At 72.7% G+C, this 16970-nt stretch carries 15 protein-coding genes; 4 read left to right on the top strand and 11 right to left on the bottom strand.

The annotated features are described in order from the left end of the window. Positions 1–120 precede the first annotated feature (120 nt). The 9 genes from ACFV9Q_RS20110 to ACFV9Q_RS20070 form a co-directional block, all read right to left on the bottom strand. Positions 121–861, bottom strand: coding sequence for a phosphoglyceromutase (locus tag ACFV9Q_RS20110; RefSeq protein WP_020017958.1), 741 nt, complete (start codon positions 859–861; stop codon positions 121–123). Between the two features lie 55 nt (positions 862–916). Next, positions 917–2269, bottom strand: coding sequence for a D-inositol-3-phosphate glycosyltransferase (gene mshA, locus ACFV9Q_RS20105; protein ID WP_377235867.1), 1353 nt, complete (start codon positions 2267–2269; stop codon positions 917–919). After that, positions 2269–3339, bottom strand: coding sequence for a lactonase family protein (locus ACFV9Q_RS20100; RefSeq protein WP_377235866.1), 1071 nt, complete (start codon positions 3337–3339; stop codon positions 2269–2271). The genes mshA and ACFV9Q_RS20100 overlap by 1 nt, the downstream gene beginning before the upstream one ends. Before the next feature lie 112 nt (positions 3340–3451). Then, positions 3452–3781 (bottom strand): Lsr2 family protein, encoded by a 330-nt coding sequence (locus ACFV9Q_RS20095; protein WP_285105368.1) that lies wholly within the window; start codon positions 3779–3781, stop codon positions 3452–3454. A gap of 175 nt (positions 3782–3956) precedes the next feature. Continuing rightward, entirely contained in the window at positions 3957–4139 is a 183-nt protein-coding gene (locus ACFV9Q_RS20090; RefSeq protein WP_377228318.1) for a hypothetical protein, read from the bottom strand. Positions 4140–4178: 39 nt separating this feature from the next. Further along, positions 4179–5732 (bottom strand): lysine--tRNA ligase, encoded by a 1554-nt coding sequence (lysS, locus tag ACFV9Q_RS20085; RefSeq protein ID WP_377235865.1) that lies wholly within the window; start codon positions 5730–5732, stop codon positions 4179–4181. 78 nt (positions 5733–5810) lie between these two features. Then, positions 5811–6740, bottom strand: coding sequence for a carboxylating nicotinate-nucleotide diphosphorylase (gene nadC / locus ACFV9Q_RS20080; RefSeq protein WP_377235864.1), 930 nt, complete (start codon positions 6738–6740; stop codon positions 5811–5813). Further along, positions 6737–7405 carry a GntR family transcriptional regulator gene (locus ACFV9Q_RS20075; protein ID WP_377235863.1) on the bottom strand — a complete coding sequence of 223 codons (669 nt, stop codon included), beginning with the start codon at positions 7403–7405 and terminating at the stop codon, positions 6737–6739. The genes nadC and ACFV9Q_RS20075 overlap by 4 nt, the downstream gene beginning before the upstream one ends. Positions 7406–7441: 36 nt before the next feature. Beyond that, a complete protein-coding gene (locus ACFV9Q_RS20070; protein WP_377235862.1) occupies positions 7442–8962 on the bottom strand; it encodes a hypothetical protein in 1521 nt (506 codons plus the stop codon). Between the two features lie 220 nt (positions 8963–9182). On the opposite strand from ACFV9Q_RS20070, the gene ACFV9Q_RS20065 reads away from it, so the two are divergent. The 4 genes from ACFV9Q_RS20065 to ACFV9Q_RS20050 are packed head-to-tail and all read left to right on the top strand — an operon-like array spanning position 9183 to position 14723. Next, positions 9183–10460 carry an NRAMP family divalent metal transporter gene (locus tag ACFV9Q_RS20065; protein WP_377235861.1) on the top strand — a complete coding sequence of 426 codons (1278 nt, stop codon included), beginning with the start codon at positions 9183–9185 and terminating at the stop codon, positions 10458–10460. Between the two features lie 41 nt (positions 10461–10501). Continuing rightward, on the top strand, positions 10502–11287 hold the full coding sequence (locus ACFV9Q_RS20060) for a LamB/YcsF family protein (RefSeq protein WP_377235860.1): 786 nt from the start codon (positions 10502–10504) through the stop codon (positions 11285–11287). After that, positions 11287–12933 carry a carboxyltransferase domain-containing protein gene (locus ACFV9Q_RS20055; RefSeq protein ID WP_377235859.1) on the top strand — a complete coding sequence of 549 codons (1647 nt, stop codon included), beginning with the start codon at positions 11287–11289 and terminating at the stop codon, positions 12931–12933. The genes ACFV9Q_RS20060 and ACFV9Q_RS20055 overlap by 1 nt, the downstream gene beginning before the upstream one ends. After that, complete coding sequence (locus ACFV9Q_RS20050; RefSeq protein ID WP_377235858.1) at positions 12930–14723, top strand: biotin carboxylase N-terminal domain-containing protein; 1794 nt, start codon at positions 12930–12932, stop codon at positions 14721–14723. The genes ACFV9Q_RS20055 and ACFV9Q_RS20050 overlap by 4 nt, the downstream gene beginning before the upstream one ends. Positions 14724–14769: 46 nt before the next feature. On the opposite strand, the gene ACFV9Q_RS20045 is transcribed toward ACFV9Q_RS20050, so the two are convergent. Together ACFV9Q_RS20045 and panD are read right to left on the bottom strand one after the other, a co-directional pair. Next, positions 14770–16467, bottom strand: a complete 1698-nt coding sequence (locus ACFV9Q_RS20045) for an L-aspartate oxidase (RefSeq protein ID WP_377235857.1) — start codon at positions 16465–16467, stop codon at positions 14770–14772. Next, the gene (gene panD, locus ACFV9Q_RS20040) at positions 16464–16970 is read right to left on the bottom strand and encodes an aspartate 1-decarboxylase (RefSeq protein ID WP_020017944.1); all 507 of its coding nucleotides are present in this window, start codon (positions 16968–16970) and stop codon (positions 16464–16466) included. The genes ACFV9Q_RS20045 and panD overlap by 4 nt, the downstream gene beginning before the upstream one ends.

Here is a 16970-nt window from a genome sequence, read left to right as displayed (position 1 = left end):
GCGTCTTCTGGGGGGGTACACCCCCCCCCCCCTCCCACCCGTTGGGTTTCTGCTTGTTCCCTCTCCGACCCCCCGAAAAGACAAAACCACCCAGCACTCAACGGGTTTTTTACGGGTGGGTCAGCGGCCCTGGTTGGCTACCGCGGCGATCGCGTCCTTCGCGGCCTCCGGGTCCAGGTACGTGCCGCCCGGCTTCACCGGCGCGAGGGTCTCCTCGTCCAGCTCGTAGACCAGCGGGATGCCCGTCGGGATGTTCAGCCCGGCGATGGCCTCGTCCGAGACGCCGTCGAGGTGCTTGACCAGGGCCCGCAGCGAGTTGCCGTGCGCGGCGACCAGCACGGTCTTGCCGGCCTTGAGGTCGGGGACGATCTCGCTCTCCCAGTACGGCAGGGCGCGGTCGAGCACGAGCTTGAGGGCCTCCGTGCGGACGACGGGGGCGTCCGCGTAGCGCGGGTCCGCGTCCTGGCTGAACTCCGAGCCCAGCTCGATCTCCGGCGGCGGGACGTCGTACGAACGGCGCCAGAGCATGAACTGCTCCTCGCCGAACTCCTCGAGCGTCTGCTTCTTGTCCTTGCCCTGCAGCGCGCCGTAGTGGCGCTCGTTGAGGCGCCAGCTGCGCTTCACCGGGATCCAGTGGCGGTCGGCGACGTCGAGCGCCAGGTTCGCCGTCATGATGGCGCGGCGCAGCAGCGACGTGTGCAGGACGTCCGGGTTCACCCCGGCCTCCTTGAGGAGCGCGCCACCGCGCTTGGCCTCCTCGACGCCCTTCTCGGAGAGGGCGACATCCACCCAGCCGGTGAACAGGTTCTTGGCGTTCCACTCGCTCTCGCCGTGGCGGAGCAGCACGAGGGTGTAGGTCATGGGCTCCATCCTGCCGCACTTTTCCGGGGCCGATGATGCCGCCCCTCCCGCGGTCTCAGAGCGTGGACGGACCCCGGCCGCAGGCGCGGCGGGCCTCGACGTGGTGCTTGCGGGCCCGCTCGTAGACGTCCAGCATCTCGTCGGCCGCGCGGTCCCAGCCGAACCGGGTCGCCGAGTTGCGGGCGCCGACGGCCAGCCGCGCGCGCAGCTCGTCGTCGTCCAGGAGGCTCTTGAGCACCAGGGCCCAGGTCTCTGGCTCGTGGTCGGGCACGAGCACGCCGGAGACGCCGTCCTGGACCACCGTGCGCAGGCCGCCCACGGCCGCCGCGACCACCGGCGTGCCCGACGCCTGGGCCTCGGCCGCGACCAGCCCGAACGACTCGCTGTGCGACGGCACGGCCACCAGGTCGGCGGCGCGGAAGTAGTCGGCGAGCGTCTCCTGCGGCACCGGAGGCCGCACCCGCACGTGCGCGGCCACGCCCTCCTGATAGGCGAGCGCCTCGAGCTCGCGGACGGCCGTGGGCCGCCCGGACGCGCCGCCCAGCACCACGAGCAGCGGCGGCTGCCCGTCACCCTCCGACCAGACCCGCTCCCCCAGCGCCCGGACCAGCACGTCCGGCCCCTTGAGCAGCTGCACCCGGCCCGCGAACAGCACGATCTTGCGGTCCGTCGGCAGCGCGAGCCGCTCGCGCAGCTCGGCCCGCTGCCGGGCGCACACGACGGGGTCGTCGGCGTCGTGCGGCGGGGCGAACACCCCGAGGTCCACGCCCGGCTGCACCACGCGCACCAGAGCGGGATCGGCCTGGTAGTCACGCACCAGGTCAGCAGCCTCCTGCTCCGTGTTCGCGACCAGCGCGTCGGACTCGGCGACCACCTGCTCCTCGCCGATGATCCGGCCCTGCGGCTCGGGGGCGTCCCCCGGCGCGAGGGAGGCGTTCTTCACGCGCGCCATGGTGTGCATGGTGTGCACCAGCGGCACGTCCCAGCGCTCCGCCGCGATCCAGCCCACCTGGCCGGAGAGCCAGTAGTGCGTGTGCAGCACGTCGTACCAGCCCTCGGGGCGGTGCGCCTCGGCGCGCAGCACGCCCGCGGCGAAGGCGCACAGCTGCCCCGGCAGGTCGTTCTTGTCCAGCCCTTCGTACGGCCCGGCGGCCACGTGCACCACGCGGACGCCGGGTTCGGCGTCGGTCACCTTGGGCTGGGCCGACGTCGTCGCCCGGGTGTAGATCTCCACCTGCGCGCCCCGGCGGGCCAGCGCCTTCGACAGCTCCAGCACGTACACGTTCATGCCGCCGGCGTCGCCCGTGCCGGGCTGCTCCAGCGGTGACGTGTGCACGGAGACCATCGCGATCCGGAGCGGACGAGGGGCGTCCGGCTCCACGAGACCGGGCGGCAGGCTGTCGCGCATCACGCCTCCAGGACGCACGCGGGCACGGGCAGCTCCAGCCGGTCGGTGATCTCGCCCTGGCCCGACGCGCGGTCGAGCCGGACCGCCACGAGCTCGTCCGTGTTCTGCGCGGCCACGACCACGACCTCGCCGTCGGCCAGGACCGCGTGGTGGCGCGGCCAGGCGCCGGCGCCGAGGTCGACGTCGGCGACGTTCTCGATCGTCAGGTGGCCGGCCCGGCCGGACTGCCCGTCTGCGTCGTCCGCCGCGCGCACCCGGAGCACCGCCAGGACGTCCGGGCCCCGGACGCCCACGTGCACGAGGTCCCCGGCGACGGTGATGTGCGAGGGGTACCCGGGGGCGCCGTCGGGCAGGGTGCGGGCGGTGATCGCCACCGAGCCGACGTGCTCCAGGCGGCCCGGGCCCGCGGGGACCAGCACGTGCAGGCGGCAGTCCAGCTCGCCGGCGAGCAGGATCGTGCCGTCGGGCAGCTCGACGAGGTGGCGGGGTCCCGTACCGGGCGGCAGGACGGCGGCGATCTCGCCGGCCGCCGGGCCGGAACCGTCCAGCGGGTAGGTGCGCAGCTCGTCGGTGCCGAGGTCGGCCACGAGCACGCGGTCGCCCCACAGGTGCACGAAGTGGGCGTGCGAACCCTCCTGCCGGTCCGTCACCGGACCCGTCCCCTCGTGCGGGAAGGCGCGGGCCTCCCCCGGGACACCGGAGTCGGTCAGGGGCACCACGGCGGCGACGCCGTCGCCGTAGTTGGCGACCCAGGCCGCGGAACCGGTGGCGACGACGTGGCACGGGCTCGCACCGCCCGAGACGGCCGTGCCCGCGAGGGCGAGCGAGCCGCCGTCGGACACGTGGAACGACGTGAGCAGGCCCGGCTCGGTCTCGCCGACCGCCAGGAGCGTGCGCCCCGACGGGTCGAGCGCGAGGAACGAGGGCGACGCGACCGGGGCGGCGAGCCCGGCGCCCGCGAACCGTCCGGCCGTGTCGATCTCGGCGCGCCAGACGCCCTCACCGGTACCCGGCTCGGCCCCGGCCTTCGGATAGGTGCCGATCCACAGGGCGGTGGTGGGGTTGCTCATGCGAGCAGCCTAATGACGTCCGACGGGTGCTCCGGCCGGGAAAGCACGGCGCCCCGGCCGCCCCTCGTCGAGGGGCGCCGGGGCGCGATGTGCCGTCGTGAGTACGTCGGCGTCAGCCGTTCGCCTTCGCGTAGGCGTCCTGCACCTCGGCCGAGATGCGCCCACGGTCGCTGACCGTGTAGCCGTTGGCCTTGGCCCATTCACGCACCGCTGCGGTGTCGCTTCCGGAACGGGACCGGCGCGTGGTGGCGGTCCGCGCAACAGCGGACTTCACCTTGCGAGCGTGGCCGACCCACGAAGCGAGCGAATCACGCAGCTGTGCCGCGTGCTCGGCATTGAGGTCGATCTCGTAGGAGACGCCGTCGAGGCCGAAGTTCACGGTCTCGTCGGCGGCACCGCCATCGATGTCGTCTTCGAGAACAAGCTGAACCTTCTGAACCATACGGGTACTTCCCTTCCGCGCCACAAATTCCGGGGTTAGTTCGCGAGCATGCCGCACTCAATATTGACATGTCAATAATGAGCATGTGACACCGATCACGAAAACTTCACCCTGGTTCGTGAAGTGCGCGGATTTGATCCGCGAAGGCCCGTGCGGATAACCTCGCCCGCGCGGATCAGTGCGAAGCGGAATTCCTGGTGTTTTCCGTCGTCGCCGTCATGCCCTCGCGATCCATTCGCTCGAGAGCCTCACGCTCGTGACGGTCCGCCCGGAGGATCTTTCGCATCGCAAACCAGAACAACAGGCCGACCCCGACCGAGGGCGTCAGCCCCGCGAGCACCGCAAGCGTCGTATCCATCACAAGATCCTCACATACTCGTCTGCGTGGCCGAAATCCTCAGGCCTGCGGCTTCACCAGCGGGAAAAGGATGGTCTCCCGGATACCCTGGCCCGTCAGGGCCATGAGCAGACGGTCGATGCCCATGCCCATTCCGCCCGAAGGGGGCATCGCGAATTCCATCGCAGTCAGGAAATCCTCGTCGAGCAGCATGGCCTCGTCATCGCCCGCCGCGGCCATCCTGGCCTGCGCCTCGAAGCGCTGACGCTGGACCACGGGGTCGACCAGCTCGGAATAGCCCGTGGCCAGCTCGAAGCCGCGCACGTACAGGTCCCACTTCTCGACCTGGCCCTTTTCCGAGCGGTGGTCGCGCGTGAGCGGCGACGTCTCGACCGGGAAATCCCGTACGAACGTCGGTGCCGTCAGGTGGTCGCCCACCCGGTGCTCCCAGAGCGTCTCGACGAGCTTTCCGTGATTCAGGATCTTCTTGTTGCCGACCTCGACATCGAGCCGCTCGGCGATCTTCTCGAGCTCCTCGACGGAGGTGTCGGCGGTGATCTCCTCGCCCAGGCTTTCGGAGAGCGTGTCGTACATCCGCAGATTTGCCCATTCCCCGCCCAGGTCGTACTCCGAGCCGTCGGGAAGAGTCACCAGCGTGGTACCGAGAACGTCCTGCGCCGCCGTCTGCACCAGATCCTGGGTGAGCGCGCCGATGGTGTTGTAATCGCCGTAGGCCTCGTACGCCTCCAGCATCGCGAACTCCGGCGAGTGCGACGAGTCCGCGCCCTCGTTACGGAAGTTGCGGTTGATCTCGAAAACCTTCTCGACGCCGCCGACGACCGCCTTCTTCAGGAAGATCTCCGGCGCGATCCGCAGGAAGAGCTCCAGGTCGTACGCATTCATGTGCGTCGAGAAAGGGCGCGCCGTGGCGCCGGAGGCAATGGTCTGCAGCATCGGCGTCTCGACCTCGAGAAAGCTGCGCCGATAGAAGTTCTCCCGCAGGGAACGCACCACGCCGGAACGCAGGCGCACCATGTCGCGGGCCGCGGGCCGCGCGATGAGGTCCACGTACCGCTGGCGGACCCGCGCCTCCTCGGACAGGTCCTTGTGCAGCACCGGGAGCGGCCGCAGGGACTTGGCCGCCATGCGCCACTCGTCGGCGAAGATGCTCAGCTCGCCCCGGCGCGACGCGCCGACGCGGCCGTGCAGGAAGAGGTGGTCGCCCAGGTCGACGTCGGACTTGAAGGCGGCCAGCGCCTCCTCGCCGAGGACGGCCAGGCTCAGCATGCCCTGGAGGCGGTTGCCCTCGCCGTCCTGCAGCGTGACGAAGCACAGCTTGCCGCCGATGCGGATGAACACGACACGGCCGGCCACGCCGACGACGTCGTCCGTCTCCTGGCCCGCCTCGAGGTGCCCGTACTTCTCGCGGACCTCCGCGATCGTGTCGGTGACCGGAACGCTGACCGGGTAGGCCTCGGTGCCCTGCGCCAGGAGGCGCTCACGCTTCTCGCGCCGGATCCGCAGCTGCTCGGGCAGGTCGTCGGTCGGCGGGGTCGCGGCGTTCTCGGCAGCGGGGTTCTCGGTCGTCACGGAGGCGATTCTATCGGTGCGCATCACCCACCGAGTTCTCTTTATCCGCCCGGTTGGACACACCGGACCGGGCGGATATCCAGGAATCCCGGAGAAAAAGGATCAGGCGCGCAGGTCCAGGGCCAGGTCCAGGATGGGCGCGCTGTGCGTCAGCGCGCCCACCGACAGGAAGTCCACGCCCGTGGCGGCGACGTCCCGCGCCTTGTCGAGCGTCAGGTTGCCCGTCGCCTCGAGCTCGACGTGCGCCGGGACGCCGTCCTTCCCCTCCCGCTCGCGGACGGCGGCGACCGTCTCCGCGAGCCGTGCCGGCTCCATGTTGTCGAGCAGCAGGAAGTCCGCGCCCGAGGCCAGGGCCTCCAGCGCCTGGGCCGTCGTGTCGGCCTCGACCTGGATCTGGACGTCGGGGAACATCTCGCGGACCGCGCGGATCGCCGCGGCGACCGAGCCGGCCGCGACCACGTGGTTGTCCTTGACCATGGCGACGTCGTACAGGCCCATGCGCTTGTTGGTGCCGCCGCCCGCGCGCACGGCGTACTTCTGCAGGGCGCGCAGGCCCGGCGTCGTCTTGCGGGTGTCGAGCACCTGGGCGCCCGTGCCCTCCAGCTCCCGGGCGAACGCACGCGTGGCGGTCGCGACGCCGGAGGCACGGCTGGCCAGGTTGAGCAGGGTGCGCTCGGCCACGAGCAGCACCTGGGTGCGGCCCGCCAGGCTCGCCAGCACTTGGCCCGCGGTCACGGCGTCGCCGTCCTGCGCGTGGAGGACGACCTCCGGGGCCGGGAGCGCCAGACGTTCCGCGACCTGGCCGAGCACCTCCGCCACGACCACGAGGCCGGCGACCACGCCGTCCTCGCGCGCCACGAGGTCGGCCACGCCTGTGGCCGACGGCGGGATGGTCGCCTGCGAGGTCACGTCCCGGCCCGGGGCGGGGCCCAGGTCCTCGTCGAGGGCGACCTCGACCGTGCGGGCGACCCAGGCGGGGTCGAGGCCGGGGGTGACCGTGGAGGCGGCGGCGAAGATGGGGAGGGTGCTCACGGGGTCACCGTATCCGGCGGGTGGCCGCTGCCGTCCGCATCGACGAGCGACTGGAGCGCCCGCTGGGAGTCGGTGAGGTACCGGTCCAGGTCGGCTGCCGCACCTTCCGGATCACCACCTGCGAACCGGCGCAGCAGGCCGACGTTGCGGTCTACGAAACCGTCGAAGAACGCACCGTCGTCGCCCAGCAGTCCGAACGACAGGCGCAGCTCCGCCGAGAGGTTCGCGTGCAGCCGGTCGAGACGCGGGCTGCCCGCGAGCTCGACGATTCCTGCGTGGAACCGCATGTTCGCGGCGGCGATGTCCCGCCAGTCCCCGCCGAGCCGGGCGGCGAGGGCGGCGTCGACGGCGTCGCGCATGGCACGGGCCCCCGGGTGCGCCGGATCGCCCGCGGCGAGCGCCGGCACCTCGATGAGCCGCCGGACCCGGTAGATGTCGACGATGTCGGCCAGAGCAGGTCGCGCGACCGCGACACCGGCATTCGGCCGACGGACCAGCAGGCCCTCGTGGACCAGGATCCGGAAGGCCTCGCGCAGGGTGTTGCGCGATACGTCGAGCGACTCGCTGACCGACTGCTCCGAGAGCCGCTGACCGGGGGTCAGCCGGCCGGTGACGATGAGCTCGCGGATGGCGTCTGCGCTCCGTTCGGCGCGGTCCGGCTTCACGGGTCCAGTCTATGTAACCCGTGAAGCCGGGCCGGGTCAGTCGACCGTGTCGGCGACCGCGTGCACCAGGTTGGCCCCCTGGGCGACGATCGCGGTGCGCCAGGCGTCGAACGTCGGGTCGGTCACGGCGAAGTCGGTCTCGAAGTGCTGCATGTCCGGGGTGTGGATGTGTCCGGCCGGGATGTCGAGTCCGGCCCGGTCGCGCAGGAGCGTGTTGCGGTAGGCGCTCTCGTTCGAGAGGTAGTTGCCGCCACCCCCGCTGTAGGAGCAGGAGCCCTCGGCCGGCGGCACGGGCGGCGTCGCGGGCGGGTAGGTCACCGGCGGCGGGTTGTTGAAGGTCTCGCGCGTGGGCGAGGCGCAGTCGGGGAACTGGGTGTAGTTGGTGTGCCAGACGACGCCGAACGCCTCGGACTCGTCGGGCCACGTGTCGCCGGGCGGCCGCGGCACGTCGGCACCGGTGTCGGCCGCGATCATCTCGGCGACCGGCAGGGTCGCCGTGGTCCACTGCGGCGGGTCGGTGAGCCCGTCCCCGCCGCCCCAGCGTTCGACGACCTGGATGTTGCAGCCGGGGTTGTCGATCGCGAGCTGCGGCACGCCGCCCAGGGTGGGGCACGGCGCGGTGCGGTCGTTGCCCAGTGAGACGCCGTGGTACCTGCTGTTCCACTGCTCCAGGTTGAACTGCGCGCCGCCGGCCTGGCTCACGGTGATGGACGCGTCCACCTGCCGGGGTCCGGGCTCCATGAACGGGCCGACGGTGTCCTCCAGGTAGCCCCGCTCGAACTCGGGATAGCTCACAGGCAGGGTGTAGGCCTCGATGTAGGCGGTCCGGCCGTCCTCGGTGCGATAGGTGGTGCCGTCCAGGGCGAGCGCCGTGGCGCCGGACGGGTTGCCGTGGCGGATGTTGTTGCCGACCGTGCCCGGCGCGGACCCGGTGGTGCCGCCGTCGAGCGTGTAGACGTCGAACCCGCTGACGAGGACGCGCACCTTGTCCCGGCCGCGCGGGAGGTCGATGTCGTCCATGCCGCGGGCGGCCTTCTCGAACGTCTCGACGAGCCCGGTGCGCTCCTCGTCGGTGAGGCCGCCGCGGGGGTCCCACTGGCGGAGGGCGGCCATGCCCTCGACCCGGGTCCAGTACAGCGGGCGGTCGTCGCTCGCGGGCAGGTCGCCGCGCACGGCGCCGTGGCCCTGGGCCCTGCGGACGGCGGCGTCCCAGAGGGCCTGGCCCGAGCGCTGGGCGAGCCGCGTCGCGGCGTCGAGCGTGCGGGTGCGGCACAGGGCCTCGGTGAGCGACGCGGTGTACCCGCCGAACCCGCCGCCCTCGATGATCGTGCGGGCGTAGGTCGCGCCGGCGGCGATGGTGGGGTCGGCGTCGTCGGGCAGGTAGGCGGCGAGGCGGCTCTCCTCGGCCGACAGCGGGATGGTCGGGTCGAGGCAGCCGGCGGCCGGCGGTGCGGCGGCCGGGCCCTCCTGTGCGACGGCCGGTCCGGCCAGTGCGGTGGTGGCGCAGAGCGCGAGGGCGGCAGCGCCCGCTCGCACCCTGGTACGTGGTCTCGGCATGGTGGATCCCTTCTCCCCTGGGAAGTGGTCGCCACCGACGCTAGAGGTTCGTTGAACAATTCGACAGGGCTGCGCCCGTAAACTTCTCGCGTCCTCGGCCAGGCCCCAGGTTTGGAGCCGTGTCATGATCGACAAGATCTCGCAATACGGGTGAAACAACCGACCGAGACCATCCTGACTGTTGAACAATCCGGCTCATCACAACAACCAGGAGGACGTCATGTCCGACACGAGCCACGAGCCCACGACCACATCGGACCGAACCTCGTCGGGCGATACGCCCGTGGACGTCCGGCAGTTCGCCTCGGCCCGACGTCGCTCCCTGCTGGGTGCGCTGTTCCTCATGGCGACCTCGGCCATCGGACCGGGCTTCATCACCCAGACCGCCACGTTCACCCAACAGCTCGGCGCGGCGTTCGCGTTCGGGATCCTGGCCTCGATCCTGCTGGACCTGGCCGTCCAGATGAACGTCTGGCGCATGATCACGCTGACGGGCAAGCGCGCGAGCGTGCTCGCCAACGAGGCGCTGCCGGGCAGCGGCTACCTCCTCGCCGTCCTCATCGTCTTCGGCGGCCTCATCTTCAACATCGGCAACACCGCCGGTGCCGGACTCGGCCTGAACGCGCTGTTCGGCCTGGACCCGCGGATCGGCGGGGCGATCAGCGCCGTCATCGCGATCGCGATCTTCCTGGCCAAGCGCGCGGGGGCCGTCGTCGACCGGGTGGTCGTCGTCGCCGGACTCGTCATGATCGTGCTCACCGTGATCGTCGCGATCCTCTCGAAGCCGCCCGTGGGCGACGCCCTGCGCCAGACGGTGCTGCCCGACACCATCGACTTCGCCACGATCACGACGATCGTGGGTGGCACCGTGGGCGGCTACATCACCTACGCAGGCGCACACAAGCTGCTCGACTCCGGCACCACCGGCCCCGAGCACATCGCCGAGGTCAACCGCGCCGCCGTCAGCGGAATCCTCGTGACCGGGGTCATGCGGTACGTGCTGTTCCTGGCCATCCTCGGCGTCGTCGCCTCCGGCGTCGTGCTCGACGTGGCCGGCAACCCCGCCGCCGACGCGTTCTCCGCCGCCGCGGGCGAGACCGGTCTGCGGATCTTCGGCGCCGTGTTCTGGATCGCCGCCATCACGAGCGTCATCGGGTCGGCCTACACGTCCGTCTCGTTCCTGCCCGTGTTCTCCGCCAGGATCACCGGGCGGGTCGCCGACCTGTGGACGGTGGGCTTCATCGTCGTCTCGCTCGCGGTCTACCTGCTGGTGGGTACGGCGCCGGCCACCCTGCTCGTGTTCGTGGGCGGTGTGAACGGCCTCATCCTGCCCATCGGGCTGACCCTGTTCATGTACATCGGCTGGTTCCGCGGCTCGCTCCTCGGCAAGGCCCGGTACCCGCGCTGGCTCCTGGTGGTCGGCACCCTGGCCACCGTGGTCACCTGGTACATGGCGGTCAACGCGGTGGGCCCGATCTTCGACCTGCTGTCCGCCTGAGCCTCCGGCCCGGGCCGCCCGCCCCACGAAAGGAACGCACCATGAGCGCCGTCGACCTGAACAGCGACCTCGGCGAGGGATTCGGCCGCTGGAGCCTCGGCGACGACGAACAGATGCTCGGCATCGTCTCCAGCGCCAACATCGCCTGCGGGTTCCACGCCGGTGACCCGGCGTCGATCCGGAGCACCGTACGGTCTGCCGTGGCCCATGGCGTCGCTGTCGGCGCGCACGTGGGCTACCGCGACCTGGCCGGATTCGGACGCCGGAACATGGACGTGCCCGACGACGAGCTGGAGGCCGACATCGTCTACCAGATCGGTGCGCTGCGTGGCCTGGCCGACGCCGAGGGCGCCGTCGTCACCTACGTGAAGCCGCACGGCGCGCTCTACAACACAGCGGCGGTGGACGAACGGGTCGCCCGGGCCGTCGCCGCAGCCGTCGCCGCCGTCGACCCCCGGCTCGTGCTGCTGGGCCTGCCCGGGAGCGTGGCCCTCGCGGCGGGCGAGGCCGCAGGGCTCACCACCGCCACGGAGGCCTTCGCCGACCGCGCGTACACCCCGGAGGGCCGCCTGGTCTCCCGGCGCGAGCCCGGCGCGGTGCTGCACGACGCCGACGACGTGGCGCGCCGGATGCTCCGCCTCGTCACGGAGGGCGTGGTGACCGCCGTCGACGGCTCCGACGTCGTGGTCCGCGCGGACTCGGTATGCGTGCACGGCGACTCTCCCGGTGCGGTCGCGATGGCCCGCCGGATCCGCGAGGTGTTCGACGCCGAAGGAATCGAGCTAGCCGCCTTCGCCCCGTCGGCGGGCACCGGCACACCGGCATGATGCGCGTGCTGACCGCCCGGGACGACGCACTCCTGATCGAGCTCGACGACCTGGACCAGGCAGTCGCGCTGTACGAGTCACTGCTGGCCGACCCGGTTCGCGGCGTCGGGACACCCGTGCCGGGTGCGCGGACCCTGCTGGTGCCGTTCCGCCCGTCGGCGATCACGGCACGGGACCTGGCCGCCGAGCTGCGGACGCGGCCGTTGGAGCGCGGCACCCGGAGTGCGGCCCGCACGGTCGAGATCCCCGTGCTGTACGACGGCGCGGATCTCGCCGAGGCCGCCGCGCTGCTCGGCTGGAGCACCGACGAGCTGGTCCGGCGGCACTCGGCGGCGGCCTGGACCGTGGGCTTCGTCGGCTTCGCGCCGGGGTTCGCCTACCTGACCAGCGACGACCCTGAGCTGGTGGTCCCGCGACGGACGACTCCGCGCACCCAGGTGCCCGCAGGGTCGGTGGCCCTCGCCGGCCCGTACAGCGGCGTCTACCCGCGTCAAAGCCCGGGGGGCTGGCAGCTGCTGGGCCGCACCGACGCACCGGTCTGGGACGTGACCCGCGAGCGCCCGGCGCTGATGCTCCCGGGCGACGCGGTCCGCTTCACACCGACCGACACCTTGTCCGTCCAGGCCGCATCTCCGACTACGACCGGTGTTGACCACAGCAGTTGCTGCCACAGCGGCCCGACTGCCGGCAGCAACCGCTGTGGTCACCACCGCGGGCTCGATGTCGTGAGCCCCGGGGTACAAGCAGTCGTGCAGGATCTCGGGCGGGCCGGGTCCGAGGGGGCCGGGGTCTCGGCGTCGGGCGCGCTGGACCGGCCGAGCCTGCGTGCTGCCAATCGAGCCGTCGGCAACCCCGCGGACGCCGCCGTCGTCGAGTCGGTGGGCGGGCTGCGGCTGCGTGCCCACGGCCCGCAGGTGCTCGCGGTGACCGGCGCGGTGGGTGACGTCCTGGTGCTGCCGGTGAGCCCCGGGTCAGCAGGTCGCCGGCCCCGACGCGGCGAGCCGTTCGCCCTGGACGACGGCGACGAGCTCCGGCTCACCGCGCCCGCCCGCGGCGTGCGAGCCTACGTCGCCGTGCGCGGCGGGATCGACGTGCCGCCGGTGCTCGGCAGCCGGGCCACCGACGTGCTCGCCGGACTGGGTCCCGATCCGCTCGGCGCGGGTGACGTGCTGCCGGTGGGTGCGCCGGACCGTGGCCTGCCCGCTGCCGCGCCACCGCTCCTGCGAGTACCGGGCGGGACGGGAACGGCGGACGATCTACCGGCACCTGGTGAGACCACGGTGCTGACCATCGTGCTCGGCCCCCGGGACGACTGGTTCGACACCGCGGCGATCGACCTGCTGACCGGACAGGACTGGCTCGTGACACCCCGCTCCAACCGGATCGGGCTGCGCCTGGCCGGCGAGCCGCTCACCCGGCTCCCGGAGCGGCGGGACACCGAGCTGCCGAGCGAAGGCTGCGTCACCGGCGCGATCCAGGTGCCGCCGGACGGTCTACCCGTCCTCTTCCTGGCCGACCACCCACTGACCGGCGGATATCCCGTGGTCGGGGCCGTCACCGCCGACCACGTCCCGCTCGCCGGGCAGCTACCTGCGGGCGCTCGTGTGCGCTTCGCGATCCGGAACCAGCCAGGAGGCACCTCATGATCCGCACCGTCCTCGTCGCCAACCGAGGCGAGATCGCGGTCCGGGTGATCCGCGCCTGCGCCGACCTGGGCATCCGGTCCGTGGCCGTCTACGCCGACGGAGACGCGGACGCCGTGCACGTACGTCTCGCCGACGAGGCATGGGCCCTGGACGGGCGCACCGCCGCCGAGACGTACCTGGCCGTGGACAAGCTGCTCGACGTCGCACGCCGCTCCGGCGCGGATGCCGTCCACCCCGGGTACGGGTTCCTGTCCGAGCGGGCGGCCGCGGCCCGGGCGGTCGAGGAGGCGGGGCTGGTCTGGGTGGGGCCGTCCTCGGGCACCATCGAGCTGCTCGGCGACAAGATCGCGGCCCGCGACCTCGCCCGGAAGGTCGGCGCACCGCTCGTCCCGGGCTCGGACGGCCCGGTGGTCGACGCCGCGTCCGCGCTGGCGTTCGCCGAGGAGCACGGGCTGCCGCTGGCGATCAAGGCGGCGCACGGCGGCGGCGGGCGGGGCATGCGGGTCGCCCGCACCCTGGAGGAGGTGCCCGAGCTGTTCGAGGCAGCGCGGCGTGAGGCCGAGGCGGCGTTCGGGCGCGGCGAGTGCTTCGTCGAACGGTTCCTGGACCGCCCCCGGCACGTGGAGGCCCAGGTCATCGCGGACGACCATGGGCACGTGGTGGTGGCGGGCACCCGTGACTGCTCCCTGCAGCGCCGCAACCAGAAGCTGGTGGAGGAGGCACCCGCGCCGTACCTGGACGACGCCGTGCGCACACGGGTGCACGAGTCGGCGCGCGACCTCTGCGCCGCCGCCGGGTACCGGAGCGCCGGGACGGTGGAGTTCCTGCTCGGGGCGGATGGCACGCTCTCGTTCCTGGAGGTGAACACCCGGCTCCAGGTGGAGCACCCGGTGACCGAGGAGACCACGGGGCTGGACCTCGTGGCCGAGCAGCTCCGCGTCGCGAGCGGCCTCCCTCTCTCCGTGACCGAGGACCCAACACCGAGCGGACACGCGATCGAGCTGCGGCTCAATGCCGAGGACCCGGCGCGCGGCTTCCTGCCCAGCCCGGGGCGCGTCGAACATTTCGTCGCACCGGCCGGCCCCGGTGTCCGGGTGGACGCCGGAGTCGGATCGGGGTCGGTGATCCCCGGCGAGTTCGACTCGTTGTTCGCCAAGGTGATCGTGTGGGGGCCGACCCGTGAGGCGGCGCTCGCCCGGGCTCGCCGAGCCGTGTCCGAGACCGTGGTGGAGGGGGTGCCGACCGTGCTTCCGTTCCACCGCGCGGTGCTGACGGACCCCGCGTTCACCGGGGCAGGAGAGCGTGGCTTCGCCGTCCACACCCAGTGGATAGAGACGGAGCTGCTCTCGTCGATCGGCCCGCAGTCGCTCGCCGCACCCGTCGCCGAGCCGGGGGTCGTCGAGACCTGGGTCGAGATCGACGGCCGGCGGCACCGGGTAAGGACCCCGGGCGGAGCGGGTCTCGTGCTACCGGGACAGGGCGCGGGCGGAACTGCGGACAGCGGCGGCACGGCGGGTGCCGGCGGCGCGGACGACAGCGCCCCGGACGACGGGCGCAAGCCGCTGTTCGCGGCGATGAGCGGCACCCTCCTGCGCTGGCTGGTGGCCGACGGCGAGACCGTCGAGGACGGCCAACCGGTCGCCGTCGTCGAGGCCATGAAGATGGAGTCCCAGCTCGTGGCCGAGGCCGCGGGGGTGCTGCACCAGGAGGCCACGGAGGGCACGCAGATCACGCCGACAACCCCGATAGCTCACATCAGCACTGACCTGAGTTCAGCAGGCCACAGCTGACCATTACCCGGGCGGAAACGGTCGGGTGCGGCCTGCTGAACAAAAGTCAGTCCCTGCTGGGAAGCTGCGAGGGGGACGCAGTCAGCACCCCGTCGTCGTCCAGCCGCACCCGCACCCGGCGCCGCCAGGCGTCGTCCGGGCGCGGGAAGTCCGTGCGGTAGTGGCCGCCGCGGGTCTCCTCGCGCAGCCACGCCGCCCGGGTCAGGGCGCGGGCGACCATGTGCACGTTGGTGGTCTCCCACTCCGCGGCCTGGGGCTCGGCCACGACGTCGGCCGCGCGATGCGCGTCGGCGCGCACGGCGCCGAGCCGCTCGTCGACCTCGGCCAGGGACCGGGCCGACCGGATCACGCCCGCCCCGGCGGAGGCGACCTTCTGGATCCGGGACCGGGCCGCGGCCGCGACGAGCGCCGACCCGCCCGGCCGTTCGAGCGGCTCGTCCTGCTTCAGCTCGCCCGCGTCGGACCGCGCCACGATGTCCCGCGCCGCGCGCGAGGCGAACACGATGCCCTCCAGCAGCGAGTTCGACGCGAGCCGGTTGGCCCCGTGCACGCCGGTGCACGCGACCTCGCCGACCGCGTACAGCCCGTCCACCGAGGACCGCCCGTCGAGGTCGGTCACCACGCCGCCCGAGTGGTAGTGCTGGGCGGGCGCCACGGGCACCGGCTCCTCCGACCAGTCGATGCCGGCCTGTAGCAGCCGCGCGTTGATCGTCGGGAACCGCGTGCGCAGGAACTCCCGGCCGAGGTGGCGCGCGTCGAGCAGCACGTTGTCGGCGCCGGTGGCGGCCATCTGCCGCACGATCGCGTGCGCGACGACGTCCCGCGGCGCCAGCTCGGCCATCTCGTGCACGCCCGGCATGAAACGGTGCCCGTTGACGTCGAGCAGCAGCGCGCCCTCGCCGCGCACGGCCTCCGAGATGAGCGGGAGCTGCCCCTTGGCGCCCGAGCCGAGCCACAGGACGGTCGGGTGGAACTGCACGAACTCCAGGTCGCCCAGCACCGCGCCCGCCCGCAGGGCGGCGGCGATGCCGTCGCCGGTCGCGCCCGCCGGGTTGGTGGAGGACCGGAACACCTGCCCGATCCCGCCGGTCGCCAGCACGACGGTGGGGGCCAGGACGGCGCCGACGCCGTCGCGCGAGCCCGTGCCGCGCACGTGCAGGGTCACGCCGCAGGCGCGCCCGCCCGCCGTGGTCAGCACGTCCAGCACGAGCGCGTTCTCGACCACCTCGATGCCCGGGTCGTGCCGCACGGCCTCGATCTGCGCGACCAGCGCGCGGGAGATCTCCGCGCCCGTGGCGTCGCCGCCGGCGTGCGCGATGCGGTCGGCGTGGTGGCCGCCCTCACGGCCGAGCGCGATGTCGCCGTCGGCCGACTTGTCGAAGACGGCGCCGCGCGCCACGAGCTCGCGGACCCGCTCGGGGCCCTCGGTGACCAGCACCTGCACGGCGGCCGGGTCGGACAGGCCGCCGCCGGCGGCGAGCGTGTCGGCCAGGTGCGCCTCGGGCGAGTCGGACGGGTCGAGCGCGGCGGCGATGCCGCCCTGCGCCCACACCGTCGAGCCCGAGGACAGCTCGCCCTTGGTCACGAGCACCACACGCGGCACGCGCGTGCGCAGCTCCAGCGCCGCCGTCAGGCCCGCGATCCCCGAGCCGACGACGATGGCGTCGGCCTCGACGGTCCAGCCGGGCGCGGGAGCCGCGAGGGACCGCGCGAGGCGCGGCCCCGGTCCGGGCGTGGTGCTCACGCCCGGCCCGACGCCGTGCGCACCAGGCCCGCGTGCTGGAACGGCTCGATCGGCAGGCCGCTCTCCTCCAGCCCGTAGCCGTCGGGCACGTGCCCGGGCTCGTCGTTGATCTCGACGATGCGGTTGTCCCCGTCGACGAACACGACGTGCGGCAGGAACGTGCGCGCGTCGTGGTCCGAGAGCATGCCGTAGCCGATGAGGATGACGACGTCGCCCGGGCTGACCAGGTGGGCCGCCGCGCCGTTGATGCAGATCTGGCCGGAGCCGGGCTCGCCGGGGATCACGTAGGTGGTCAGCCGGGCGCCGTTGGTCACGTCGACCACGTCGACCTGCTGGCCGGGCACGAGGTCGGCGGCGTCGAGCAGGTCGGCGTCCACGGTGATGGAACCGACGTAGTGCAGGTCCGCCTGCGTCACGGTGGCGCGGTGGATCTTGGAGATCATCATCGGCCGCTGCAGCGAGGCGGGGCGGCCGACGGGCGGACGGTGCTCGGTGGTGCTCAT

The sequence above is a fragment of the Promicromonospora sp. NPDC059942 genome (assembly GCF_042731755.1).
Classification (GTDB): domain Bacteria; phylum Actinomycetota; class Actinomycetes; order Actinomycetales; family Cellulomonadaceae; genus Promicromonospora.
This window is presented reverse-complemented; position numbering and strand designations above follow the sequence as displayed.